The 12,710-nt window shown below is 68.1% G+C and carries 10 protein-coding genes; 8 read left to right on the forward strand and 2 right to left on the reverse strand.

The window, feature by feature from the left end; translation table 11 throughout:
* Nucleotides 1–95: 95 nt before the first annotated feature.
* Both ABIB58_RS04850 and ABIB58_RS04855 read left to right on the forward strand, forming a co-directional pair.
* The gene (locus ABIB58_RS04850; protein ID WP_185225327.1) at nt 96–416 is read left to right on the forward strand and encodes a DMT family transporter; all 321 of its coding nucleotides are present in this window, start codon (nt 96–98) and stop codon (nt 414–416) included.
* A gap of 22 nt (nt 417–438) precedes the next feature.
* Nucleotides 439–1,107, forward strand: a complete 669-nt coding sequence (locus ABIB58_RS04855; RefSeq protein WP_354039375.1) for a glutathione S-transferase family protein — start codon at nt 439–441, stop codon at nt 1,105–1,107.
* A 171-nt stretch (nt 1,108–1,278) separates the two neighbouring features.
* Here the strand turns inward: ABIB58_RS04855 and ABIB58_RS04860 are convergent, their stop codons facing one another.
* Entirely contained in the window at nt 1,279–2,964 is a 1,686-nt protein-coding gene (locus ABIB58_RS04860) for a lytic transglycosylase domain-containing protein (protein ID WP_354039377.1), read from the reverse strand.
* 84 nt (nt 2,965–3,048) lie between these two features.
* The gene (locus tag ABIB58_RS04865; RefSeq protein WP_354039379.1) at nt 3,049–3,861 is read right to left on the reverse strand and encodes a uracil-DNA glycosylase; all 813 of its coding nucleotides are present in this window, start codon (nt 3,859–3,861) and stop codon (nt 3,049–3,051) included.
* A 195-nt stretch (nt 3,862–4,056) separates the two neighbouring features.
* Between ABIB58_RS04865 and ABIB58_RS04870 the strand changes: the two genes are divergently transcribed.
* The 6 genes from ABIB58_RS04870 to glyS all read left to right on the forward strand — a co-directional run bounded on the left by ABIB58_RS04870 (nt 4,057) and on the right by glyS (nt 12,699).
* The gene (locus ABIB58_RS04870) at nt 4,057–5,712 is read left to right on the forward strand and encodes an electron transfer flavoprotein-ubiquinone oxidoreductase (protein WP_354039558.1); all 1,656 of its coding nucleotides are present in this window, start codon (nt 4,057–4,059) and stop codon (nt 5,710–5,712) included.
* A 64-nt stretch (nt 5,713–5,776) separates the two neighbouring features.
* Entirely contained in the window at nt 5,777–7,654 is a 1,878-nt protein-coding gene (locus ABIB58_RS04875) for a tetratricopeptide repeat protein (protein ID WP_354039381.1), read from the forward strand.
* A 3-nt stretch (nt 7,655–7,657) separates the two neighbouring features.
* The gene (locus ABIB58_RS04880) at nt 7,658–8,536 is read left to right on the forward strand and encodes a 4-(cytidine 5'-diphospho)-2-C-methyl-D-erythritol kinase (RefSeq protein WP_354039383.1); all 879 of its coding nucleotides are present in this window, start codon (nt 7,658–7,660) and stop codon (nt 8,534–8,536) included.
* A gap of 203 nt (nt 8,537–8,739) precedes the next feature.
* Nucleotides 8,740–9,633 carry a fasciclin domain-containing protein gene (locus tag ABIB58_RS04885; RefSeq protein ID WP_354039385.1) on the forward strand — a complete coding sequence of 298 codons (894 nt, stop codon included), beginning with the start codon at nt 8,740–8,742 and terminating at the stop codon, nt 9,631–9,633.
* Between the two features lie 100 nt (nt 9,634–9,733).
* Entirely contained in the window at nt 9,734–10,627 is an 894-nt protein-coding gene (locus tag ABIB58_RS04890; RefSeq protein ID WP_039244438.1) for a glycine--tRNA ligase subunit alpha, read from the forward strand.
* Nucleotides 10,627–12,699, forward strand: a complete 2,073-nt coding sequence (gene glyS / locus ABIB58_RS04895) for a glycine--tRNA ligase subunit beta (protein WP_045809872.1) — start codon at nt 10,627–10,629, stop codon at nt 12,697–12,699. Before ABIB58_RS04890 ends, glyS begins: the two co-directional genes overlap by 1 nt.
* Nucleotides 12,700–12,710: the final 11 nt, after the last annotated feature.

A 12,710-nucleotide genomic window follows, 5' to 3' on the forward strand; every position in this document is an offset into this window, starting at 1 on the left:
GGCCGTTGTCCCAGATTCAGCGCGCTTTCAGGAGGACGACCTCCCCCACATGGGACAAACGCCGGGACGACCCGACGCCATGCAGGGAGAATGTCATGGCCTGGGTATTCCTTCTTTTCGCCGGCCTGCTCGAAGTCGTCTGGGCGTTTCTGATGAAGGCGTCGGCTGGTTTTACGCGACCGTGGCCGGCGGTGGGGATGATCGTCTTCATGATCGGTTCGTTCGGTCTGCTGTCGCTGGCGATGAAGACCCTGCCGCTGGGCACCGCCTACGCCATCTGGACCGGCATCGGCGCAGTCGGCGCCTTTGTGGTCGGCGCGGTCTTTCTGGGCGAGCCGCTGACGACGCTCAGGATCGCGGGCGTCGCCCTGGTCGCATCGGGCCTGGTTGTGCTGAAGCTGGCGGCGAGCCATTGATGACGGCGACAGGAGACGCGTGATGGAACTGGTGATCGGCGACAAGGCCTATTCGACGTGGTCGCTGCGGCCGTGGCTGGTGCTGAAACATTGCGGCGCGGCCTTCGACGAGATCATCGTGCCGTTGAACCAGCCCGACACCGATCAGAGCATCCGCGAGCATTCGCCGTCCGGTCTTGTCCCGGTGCTGAAGGTCGAGGGCGAGGTGATCTGGGATTCGATGGCCATCGCCGTCTGGGCGGCCGAACGCTATCCGCAAGCCCGCCTCTGGCCTTCGGACGCCCATGCGCGCTGGCTGGCGCGTTCGGCGGCGTGCGAGATGCATGGCGGCTTCACCGCCTTGCGCACGGCCTGTTCCACCGGCCCGGATCACTGGATGGTCGGCCCCAGCCGGGCGCCCGCGCCGGACCATCCGGGACTGGGCAAGGATTTGCGCCGGATCGTCGAACTGTGGCGGAGCCTGCGTGAGCGGTTCGGCGCGGGCGGCCCCTATCTGTTCGGCGACTGGTCCGTGCCGGACGCCTTCTTCACGCCGGTCGCCGCCCGCATCCGCCATTTCCAGCTGGACCTCTCAGCGCACGGAGACGACGGCACGGCCCGGGCCTATGCCGAGACCTTGCTGGCTCATCCGCATTTTCTTGAGTGGGAAGCCGACGCGCTGGGCTTAACGCACGACAACCATCCCGGCTGACGCCGCGTTAAGCGGACGCCGTTATCTCTATGGGGATGACGCGCCCGATCCTGCCTAGCCCTCCGACCCAAGCCGCTGCGCGTGGCCTCAATCCCGTCATGGCCTATGGGCTTGCGGCCCTTGTCGGGGCGGCGTTTTGGGCCAGCCTGCTGTTTGCGGTCTTCTGAGAGTTCAGCGCGCGCCGGCGATGGGCGTCGTCTCGGCGATCAGGACCGGCTCGGCCTGCGGCGGCGGGGCGACGTAATCCAGCGCCATCGGCACGGCGCGCGCGCCCGAGGCCACGGCGTCCAGCGTCTTCAGCGGGCCGCCGAACAGCCGCTGATAGATCCAGTAGCTGGCCATGACCTTTTCGACGTAGTCGCGCGCCTGGGGCACGTCGATCGTCTCGATCAGCAGCAGGGGATCGGCGTCCGCGCCCAGTTTCCTGACCGCCGCCAGCATCGGTCCGGGACCGGCGTTGTAGGAGGCCACGGCCCGCAGCAGATCGCCCTGGAAGGCCGGCAGGGCCAGCATCTTGTTGATGTAGGCCTGGCCCAGACGCATGTTGACCGCCGGAACCAGCAGCTTGGTCGGGTCCGAGACGAAGGTGCGATCGCCGGTCATCTCGGCTGCCGTCGTCGGCATGACCTGCATCAGCCCATAGGCGCCGACGCTGGAACGGGCATTGGGATTGAAGTCGGTTTCCTTGCGCGCCAGGGCGTAGACCAGCGCCCGCTCGATGACGAAGCCGCCTTCGGGCGTAAGGTCCGGCATGGGATAACGGGTCGCGTCGATGCGCGTGGCGTCCCCGTTGTTGACCGGCAGGATGGCGCGCGCCAGGGCCGTCCACATCTTGGCCGCATCGCCGACGGCGGTGCGCAGCCCCGACCGCAGCTCGGTCTCGGCATCGGCGTTGCGCCCGACCTCATAGAAGGCGACGGTGCGTTTGGCGCGGGCGTCGGCCTGGACGAAGGCTTCCAGGGCGGTCGGCTCGACGGCGGCGCTCTGGGGCACATAGGCGGCGCGGCGCAGGCGGGGCTCGGCCTCATAGGGGCGAGGGCCCATATTCTCGATCGTCGGCTCTTCGCCCAGCTGACGCAGCGCAATCTGGCCGTAGAAGGTGGCGGGCCACTGGGCCGACAGACGCAGATAGTCGGTGACGCGGTCCTGACGCCCCGACTGGGCGGCGGCGCGCGCGGTCCAGAAGGCGGCGCCGGCGCGCACCCAGGCATCCTCGGTCGGATCGTTGGCGACGCGTTCGAAGGCGGCGAAGGATTCGTGGAACTGGCCCAGACGCCATTCCGCCAGGCCGACCGTCCACCAGTCGCCGATCTGGCGCCCCAGGGCCGAGGCGCCGGTCAGGTCGTCGTTGTTGTAGGCGACGCGCGCCGCCTTGGCCGGATCGGTGACGCCGCCGTCGCCGGACACGGCGCTGACCAGACTGTTCCAGGTGCGGCCCAGCACGCCGCCAGGACGCACCGGCTCGGGCGCGCCGTCGGGGCGACGACGCAGCGCCAGCGTATAGACCCGGTCTGCGCACGGCAGATCCGAATAGGTCTCAAGCCAGGCCGTCAGCTCCTCATAGGTGGCGACATGATCGGGATGGAACAGGCTTTCGAATTCGACCTGCCCCAGCAGCACGCGGTCCTGCGCCTGACGGGCCGCCGTGCGGGCCGTCTCGATGTCGCCGCGTCGCAGCGCGTCGAAGGCGGTGGTGTAGGAGATCCTGTCGGCCGAACTCAGCGCGGTGGGGCGCCCGGAACCGGCTCCGGCCTCGGCGGTTGATCCGTAGGGCGTCTCGGCGGTTGCAGCCGTCGTGGCGGCGCAGAACGCAAGGACAAGCGTCGACGCGAGGATCGCGCGGCGGAACAGAAACATAAGCGGCGGCCCCCTCGTTGGCGACGCGCGTAAGATACAGGCGCGTGTATGGCGATCGGTCGTCAGCATTCGAACATGCCGCGATTAGCCTTGTTCTTCAACCGAGTCCGTTTCAAGGCGGACGGCCAGCGAAAGCAGGTCGCTCCAGACCTGTCGTTTCGCTTGTGGCTGGCGCAGCAAAAAGGCGGGATGCAGGGTCGGCATGACGGGCGCCGACACCGCCCCTTCCAGCAGACGCCATTCCTTCCAGGCGCCGCGCAGTTTCATGATGCCTTCCTCGGCGCCGAGCACCGACTTGGCCGAGGCTGCGCCCAATAGCAGCACGGCTCTGGGCTTCAGCAGGGCGAAGGCGCGCTCGACGAAGGGCGCGCACACCGCCTGTTCCTGCGGGCTGGGGGTGCGGTTGCCGGGCGGGCGCCAGAAGACCGTGTTGGTGATGAAGGCCTTGTCGGTCAGGCCCGCCGCCACCAGCATCCGGTCCAGCAGCTGCCCGGCCTTGCCGACGAAGGGTTGCCCCGCCCGATCCTCGTCCCCGCCGGGCCCTTCGCCGATAATCAGGACCGAGGCGTTGGGGGTGCCGCGTCCGAACACCGATTGCGTCGCGCCCATGCCGCGCAGCGGACAGCCCTCGAACGCTGCGACCGCTGCCGCCAGGTCCTGAAGTGTCGCGGCGCCGGCGGCCAGCCGCCGCGCCTCGGCCAGGGCATCATCGGCGTTGACGCCAGCCAGGGGCATGACGACCGAGGCCGTCGCCCTCTGCACCGCCTTGACGGCCGGCGGCGGGGCGATGTGGGTGTGATCGACGGGCGCATCGCCATAGCAGGCGTCGACCCCCGCGTCCCGCCAGAAGGCGAGCAGGCTTTCGACTGCAGCGATGTCATGGGGTTGCGCGTTCATGTCTCGAACCACCGATAAGCCTTGACCGCCCTCGCGTCACCTTCCGATAAGCGGCATAACCACACAGATAACCGGGATTCAGGGGAAACCATGGCCGAAGACGCCATCGAAGGCGGCGCGGAAAACGCCCGTCAGGACGCCATCATCGACAATCTGCCGCCGCTGGAGGCGCTGAACGACGTCGAGCGCGAGATCATGGAATATGACGTCGTGATCGTCGGCGGCGGTCCGGCCGGCCTGTCAGCGGCCATCCGCCTGAAGCAGCGCGCGGAAAAGGACGGCAAGGAAATCACCGTCGCCGTTCTGGAAAAGGCGGCCGAGGTCGGCGGCCACATCCTGTCGGGCGCGGTCATCGATCCCAAGGCGCTGAACGAGCTGTTCCCCGACTGGAAGGAACGCGGCGCGCCGCTGGAGACGCCGGTCACGAAGGACAAGTTCCTGCTGTTGGGCCCGCAAGGGTCGGCGTCGCTGCCGATGCCGCTGATGCCGCCCTTCATGCACAATCACGGCTGCTATATCGCCTCGCTGGGCAACGTGACGCGCTGGCTGGGCGAGCAGGCCGAGGCTCTGGGCGTAGAGGTCTATCCCGGCATGGCCGCCAGCCACGTCGTCTGGGAAGAAGAGACGGGTCAGGTGAAGGGCGTCGTCGCCGGCGTCTTCGGCATCGACCGCGAGGGCAAGCCGACCGGCGATTTCCAGCCCGGCATCGAACTGCACGGCAAATATGTCTTCATCGCCGAGGGCGTGCGGGGCTCCCTGGCCAAGACAATCATTGCCAGGCACAAACTTCAGGACGGCAAGTCGCCCCAGAAATACGGCATCGGCCTGAAAGAGCTGTGGCAGGTGCCGGCCGACAAGCATCAGCCCGGCCTGGCCCAGCACACGACCGGCTGGCCGCTGGACGAACACACCGGCGGCGGCAGCTTCCTGTATCACTTCGGCGATCGCTACGTGGCCGTCGGCTATGTGGTTCACCTGAACTACAAGAACCCGTTCCTGTCGCCGTTCGACGAGTTCCAGCGCTTCAAGCACCACCCCGAGATCGCCCAGCACCTGGAGGGCGGGACACGCATCTCCTACGGCGCGCGCGCCATCACCGAGGGCGGCCTGCAGTCGATCCCGAAGCTGAGCTTCCCCGGCGGCGTGTTGATCGGCTGTTCGGCCGGCTTCGTGAACGTGCCCCGCATCAAGGGCAGCCACAACGCCATGAAAACCGGCATGCTGGCCGCCGACTCCGCTTACGACGCCGTTCAGGCCGGGCGCGCGGGCGACGAACTGGTCGAATACCAGACCGCCTTCGAAAAGAGCTGGGTCTATAAGGAGCTGTCGGTCGTCCGGAACGCCAAGCCGCTGCTGTCCAAGTTCGGCACGACGCTGGGCGGGGCGCTGGGCATGTTCGACATGTGGTGCCGCACCCTGTTTGGCGGTCTGTCGCCGATCCCGACGCTGAAGCACGAAAAGACCGACGCCGCCTCGACCGGCCTGGCCGCCGACCACAAGGCGATCGCCTATCCGAAACCGGACGGCAAGCTGTCGTTCGACAAGCTGTCGTCGGTGTTCATCTCCAACACCAACCACGCCGAGGACCAGCCGGCCCACCTGAAGCTGCTGGATCCGTCGATCCCGATCCGGGTCAACCTGCCCAAATACGGCGAGCCGGCGCGGCTCTACTGCCCGGCGGGCGTGTACGAGGTCGTCTATGGCGACGAGGCGGCCAAGGCCGATCCGCGCTTCGTCATCAACGCCCAGAACTGCGTCCACTGCAAAACCTGCGACATCAAGGATCCGTCGCAGAACATCGTCTGGACCACGCCTGAGGGCGGCGGCGGTCCCAACTATCCGAACATGTGACGGAACGGGGCAGGGGCGGTGTTCCGCCCTTGCCCGCCGCTGCAAAAGCGTGAAGGGTCCGGGCATGATCGCCTCCCGTTCTCGCCTGTTCGCCGCCTCCCTGACCGTCCTCGCCGTGGCGCTTGCCGGCCACGCCTCGGCTCAGGAAACGACGCCGCCCGCCCCGACGCCGGACACCCATCCGCCGGCCGTCATCCTGGAGCCGGGCCAGACGGCGCCGGGCCAGGCCACACCAGGTCAGGCGCCGACCGAGGCCGCGCCCGATCCTCACATCATCATCACCGATACGCCCGCGACGCCGGCGATCCCGGCCGTCTGGGCGCCGATCCCGACGAACGCCGAGGGCCGCAGCGCCTATGGCCTGTATCTGGCGGGCAAGCTGGCCCTGATGCAGGGCGAGGGGGCGATGGGCTCGGACTATTTGGCCCAGGCGGAACGACTGACGCCGGAACAGCCGCGCGTGCGCGAACAGGCCTTCACCTCCGCCCTGCTGACCGGCGATCTGGACGTGGCGGCCGCCCTGGCCCCGACCGATGCGACGGCGTCTCCGGCGTTTGTCGAGGGCGGGCGGCTGGTGCGTCTGGTGCAGGATTTCGTGCGCGGAGACGCCAGGACGCCGAACGCCGAACTGGCCCGTCAGCCCATCGGCGCCCCGCACGCCCGCGCCGGTCTTCTGGTCGCGCCGTGGATCGCGGCCGCGGCGGGCGACTGGACCCGGGCGCTTCAGCCGGTCCCGACCGCCGGCGATCCCCTGACCCTAGCCTTCGCCCGCATGAACCGCGCCGCCCTGCTGGAAAAGCGCCGCGACTATGCCGAGGCCGAGGTCGAGCTGAAGACCGCGTCCGAGGTCGCCGGCGTCGGCGCCCTGTTCAAACGCCCCTATGGCGAGTTTCTGGAACGGCGCGGTCGCCGCGACGACGCCGTCGCCCTGTATGAAGCCGCCATGGCGGCGCAACCCGTCGATCCGGGCGTGGGCCGGGCGCTGCAACGGTTGAAAGACGGCGGGCGCCCGCCCGCCTTGCCCGACTTCCGCGAAGGCGCCGCCCAGGGCCTGATCACCGCCGCCGCCCAGGCCTCGGCCGAGCGCGGCAACGAGTTCGCCGCCGTTTATCTGCGCCTCGCCCAGAACCTGCACGACGATGACGAGACGGAATATCAGCTGGCGCAGGTGCTCTCGCGCGCCGGTCTGAAATCCGCCGCCCGCAACGCCCTGTCGCGGGTCGGGACCGCCGATCCGCAGCTCTACGCCGCCGCCCGCGCCCAGCTGGCCGTGGCTCTGGAAGAGGACGGCCACTCGCAGGACGCGCTCACCGAACTGCGTCGCGCTGCGGCCGCCAGCCCCGACGATCGCCAGATCGCCCTGGTTCTGGCCGGTCAGCTGATGCAGCTGAAACAGCATGACGAGGCGCTGGCCCTGCTGGATGGGCCGCTGTTGAACACCGCCGATCAGGGCGCCAGCGTTCACTTCCTGCGCGGCGCCGCCTATGAGGCGCTGGGTCGTGTTCCCGAGGCCGAGGCCGAACTGTGGGCCGCGCTTCAGACCGCGCCGAACGACGCCGACATGCTGAACTACCTCGGCTATCTCTGGGTCGATAAGGGGCTGCGGGTTCAGGAAGGCGCCGAGATGATCGCCCGCGCCCATGCGCTGGAGCCCGACAACGGCAATATCCAGGATTCGCTGGGCTGGGCGCAGTTCAAACAGGGCCAGTACGAAACCGCCGTCGACACGCTGGAAGAGGCTGTCGACAAGGAGCCGTCCAACGCCGAGATCAACGATCACCTCGGCGACGCCTATTGGAAGGTCGGTCGTCAACGCGAAGCCGTCTGGCTGTGGAACCGCGTCCTGGTGCTGGAGCCCGAACCCGAACGTCGGGTCGAGGTCGAACGCAAGATCGCCAATGGGCTGGATAGCGTGCCGAGCGCTCAGGGCGTCGCGCAATAGGTCATGCCCGCCCTGACCGCCCTGGCGCCGGCCAAGATTAATCTGTTCCTGCACGTCGGCGCGGTGGACGCGGGCGGCTATCATCCGCTGTCCAGCCTGGTCGCCTTCGCCGACGTCGGGGATCGCGTGTCGGTCGAGCCGGCGGATCGTCTGTCGTTGACGGTCAACGGGCCATTCGGCGGCGGACTGGGCGCGACGAATGACAATCTGATCCTGCGCGCGCTGCGCCGATTGGGCGAGGCCTGCGATATCGGAGAGCCGAATCTGAAGGTCACGCTGGACAAGCATCTGCCCATTGCGGCCGGGCTGGGCGGCGGATCATCCGATGCGGGCGCGGCGCTGAAGCTGGCGCGCGGCGTCCTGGCGCTCGATCTCGACGACGCCGCGCTTGAGGCGGTCGCGGGGGTCGTTGGCGCGGACGGGCCGATGTGTCTGCGGATGCGCACGGCCTGGGCCGAGGGGAGGGGAGACGTGCTGACCGACGAACCCCGCCTGCCGCCGCTGCCGGCCGTGCTTCTGAACCCTGGCGTCCCCTCGCCGACCGGCGCCGTCTATCGCGCCTATGACGCAGGGCCGGTGCGGGTCGCCGATAAACCCGCGCCGCCGCACGACTGGTCCATCGCCGCCGTCATCGACTGGCTGTCGGCGCAGCGCAACGATCTTGAAGCGCCTGCGCTGGCCCTGACGCCGGCGATCAACGCGGCCCTGTCGGCGGTGGCGGCGACCGATCAGGTCGCCCTGACCCGCATGTCCGGCTCGGGCGCGACGGTGTTTGGTTTGTATCCCAGCGACGACGCGGCCCAATCCGCTGCGTGCGCTTTGTCCGGCGCACATCCTAAGGCCTGGGTCAAAGCAACACAGCTGTCCGTACAGCAACGCTGAAGCTTTGTGGCCGAATGCTGGCGATCAGGCTGCGAAACCGGCGATTTCGCCCAGGTCTCGCCCAAATCATCACAAACGTTACGCATTGTTTCGAAATCTCGGAACCAGATCACGGCGTTCTGATTTGAGTCGGCAGTTCCGATGTCTGGAACGGGTCGCCGTCTCCCCCGTGGCGATCCTCAAACAGGAAAAAGGAAATCGCCATGCTTCGCGCAAAACTGCTTGCCGCCACCGCCGTCGTCAGCCTGATGGCCGCCCCCGCATTCGCCCAGGACATGACTGCTCCGGCGACCACGACGACGCCCGCCCCGGCGACCATGCCGCAAACCGATCCGGCCACGCCGGCCATGCCGCAGACGCCGGCGCCGACGGCTGAAGCGGCCGCCGCCACGACCACGACTGCAGAGGCGACCACGCCGGTGGCTGGCGAAACCGTGGTCGACAAGCTGAAGGCCAGCGGTCAGTTCACCACCCTGCTGGCCGCACTGGACGCCGCCCAGTTGACCGACACCCTGGCCAGCCGCCCGGCCATCTCGATCTTCGCCCCGACCGACGCCGCCTTCGCCGCCGTGCCCGAGGCCGAGCGTACGCGTCTGATGGACCCGGCCAACGCCGCCGAACTGCGCCAGCTGCTGCTGTATCACGTCATCGTCGCCGACGTGACGCCCGACCAGATCATGGGCAAGAGGGGCGGCGTGGAGACGGCTGCCGAAAGCCAGGTTCTGCTGGACGGCACGGGTTCGGCCATCAAGGCTGATGGCGCGACCGTCGTCAGCGCCGAGCTGGACGCCTCGAACGGCGCCATCTTCCCGATCGACAAGGTGCTGAACCCCGCGAATTCTATGGCCGCCATGGGCGATGAAGAGGCCGCCACGCCCGCCGAAGCCGCTGCGCCGGCCGAGGCTGCTCCGGCTGCTGAAACGACCCCGGCTCCGACGGCGCCGAACGGCCAGCCTGCCGCGATGACGACGACCACGTCCTCGTCGCCGGTCGTCAACCCGACCGATGGTCAGGTCGACACCCCCGCCACCCCGCCAGTCGATGCGGCTGACCCCGCCGCCGACGGCGCGGCCGAAGCCAAGCCGACCCCGAACTGATCAGGGTCATCCACGCGCTCGCTCGGTAGCGTGTTGAAGCGGAAGGCGGCGGGCCCTATGGTCCGCCGTCTTTTTTGCAGCCCCTCCCCACGAGCCCGATTTGACCACCTCGACCGAGCCGCTTGCGTTTCAGGACCTGATCCTGACGCTCCACCGCTATTGGGGCGAGCAGGGCTGCGCCATACTGCAACCCTATGACATTGAGGTCGGGGCCGGCACGCTGCACCCCGCCACCGTCCTGCGCGCCCTCGGCTCCAAGCCGTGGAAGGCCGCCTATGTCCAGCCCAGCCGCCGCCCCGGCGACGGCCGCTATGGCGAAAACCCCAATCGCCTCCAACACTATTACCAATATCAGGTTCTGCTCAAACCGAACCCGGCTGACCTTCAGGAGCTGTATCTCGGCTCGCTGGCGGCCATCGGCATCGATCCGAAACTGCACGACATCCGCTTCGTCGAGGACGACTGGGAAAACCCCACCGTCGGCGCCTGGGGCCTGGGCTGGGAGGTTTGGTGCGACGGGATGGAGGTGACGCAGTTCACCTATTTCCAGGGCGTTGGCGGCATAGAGGTCGATGTGGTGTCGGGCGAACTGACCTACGGGCTGGAGCGCTTGGCCATGTATGTCCAGGGCGTGGACAACGTCTATGATCTGAAGTTCACCAAGGAGGGGCTGACCTACGGCGAGGTCTTCCTGGAGAACGAGCGCCAGCAGTCGGAAGCCAACTTTCACGGCTATGACGTGGACGGTCTGAAGCGCCGGTTCGAGGATATGGTGGGCGAGGTTCAGCGCCTGCTCGACATGCGCGGCCCGCAGGATCAGCCGCTGGTCCTGCCCGCCTATGATCAGGTGCTGAAGGCCAGTCACCTGTTCAACCTGATGGACGCCCGCGGCGCCATCGCCGTCGCCGAACGCCAGAGCTACATCGGCCGCATCCGCGAACTCTGCAAAGCCTGCGCCCTCGCCTACGTCGAACAAGAGCGGAAAACCGCCTGATGCCCCAGCTGCTTCTCGAAATCTTCTCCGAAGAAATCCCCGCCCGGATGCAGCAGGGCGCCGCGCGCGACCTTCAGCGGATGGTCTCCGACCGGCTGAAGGCCGCCGGCCTGACGTGGGAGGCGCTGACGACCTATGCCGGTCCGCGCCGCCTGACCCTGGTCATCGACGGCTTGCCCGCCGCCACGCCGGACCGCGAGGAAGAGGTCAAGGGTCCGCGCGTCTCGGCCCCGGAACAGGCGCTGGAAGGCTTCCTGCGCAAGACTGGCCTAACACGCGATCAACTGACCGAACGCGACGGCGTCCTGTTCGCCGTCCTGTCGTCCAAGGGGCGCGCCACGACCGATCTGGTCGCCGAGACGGTCGATCAGGTCATCCGCACCTTCCCCTGGCCCAAGTCGATGCGCTGGGGTGCCGGCACGCTGCGCTGGGTGCGTCCGATCAAGCGCATCCTGTGCCTGTTCGACGGCAAGGTGGTCCCGTTCGAGATCGACGGGATTCAGAGCGATGCGATCACCGAGGGGCACCGCTTCATGGGTTCCGGCGAGTTGCTGCGCGTGAGTGACTTCGTCGACTATCGCACTCAGCTGGAAAAGAACTTCGTCCTGCTGGACGTCGCCGACCGCAAGCTGCGAATTCTGGAACAGGCCAAAGCCGCCTGCGCCGCGCGCGGCCTCGCTCTGGTCGATGACGACGGCCTGCTGGACGAGGTTGCGGGCCTGGCGGAATGGCCGACGCCGATCCTGGGCGACATGGACCCGCAGTTCCTGGCCCTGCCGCCGGAAGTCGTGCGCCTGTCGATGAAGGTGCACCAGAAGTATTTCGCCGTCCGCGATCCGTCGAAAGAGGGCCTGGCGCCAAACTTCCTGGTCGTCGCCAATGTCGAGGCGACAGACGGGGGCAAGGCCCTGGCCGCGGGCAACAGCCGCGTGCTGAGCGCCCGCCTGAACGACGCCCGCTTCTTCTGGGACGAGGACCAGAAGGTCGGCTTCGACGCCTGGAACGCCAAACTGTCCGGCGTCACCTTCCACGCCAAACTGGGCACCCTGGCCGAGCGCGTCGAGCGCATCGCCGCCCTGGCGCGCGAAATCGCACCGCTGGTCGGCGCCGACGCCGACGAGGCCGAAACCGCCGCCCGCCTGTCCAAGGCCGATCTGCTGTCGGGCATGGTCAGCGAATTCCCGGAACTGCAGGGGATCATGGGCGGCTATTACGCCCGTCTCGCCGGCCATTCCGACGCGATCGCCGACGCCGTACGCGACCACTACAAGCCCCAAGGCCCCGCCGACACGGTCCCGACCGCGCCGGTCACGGTCGCCGTCGCCCTGGCCGACAAGGTGGACACCCTGGTCGGCTTCTTCGCCATCGACGAGAAGCCCACAGGCTCAAAGGATCCGTTCGCCCTGCGGAGAGCGGCGCTGGGCATCCTTCGCCTGATCTTGAACAATGAAATCCGTCTTGGCTTGACGAACGACGCCTTCGCGCCGGCGACCGCATTGATCACCAAGCAGGGCAAGGTCGAACGTCAAGTCGATAAGCTGTCTCTGTCGTCAGAGCTGGCGTCCTTCTTTGCCGACCGCTTGACCGTCTTGCTGCGCGATCAGGGCCAGCGCCACGACCTCGTCGCCGCCGTCTTCGCTCTGGGCGACGACGACCTCGTCCGCATCGTGCGTCGGGTGGAGGCGCTGGCCGCCTTCCTCGCCACCGACGACGGGGCCAATCTGCTGGCGGGCTACAAGCGCGCCTCCAACATCCTGCGCGCCGAGGAGAAGAAGGGCTCGCTGCCGACCGGCATGGTCCAGACCGGCCTGCCGAACCAGCCCGAGGCCGAGACCACCCTGGCCTTCGCCGTCGGCGCCGCCCGCACCGCCGTCGAGGCCGCGCTGGAGACCGAGGACTTCGCCGCCGCCATGACGGCCTTGGCGCGCCTGCGTGCGCCCGTGGACCGCTTCTTCGACGACGTTCTGGTCAACTCAGGCGTCCCCGCCGAACGCGAAAACCGCCTGAAACTGCTGGGCCAGGTCCGTGCCGTCATGGGCCAGGTCGCCGACTTCGGCCAGATCGCGGGGTAGAGCAGAACGCC

It is taken from the genome of Brevundimonas sp. UYEF29 (assembly GCF_040546195.1).
GTDB lineage: Bacteria > Pseudomonadota > Alphaproteobacteria > Caulobacterales > Caulobacteraceae > Brevundimonas > Brevundimonas huaxiensis.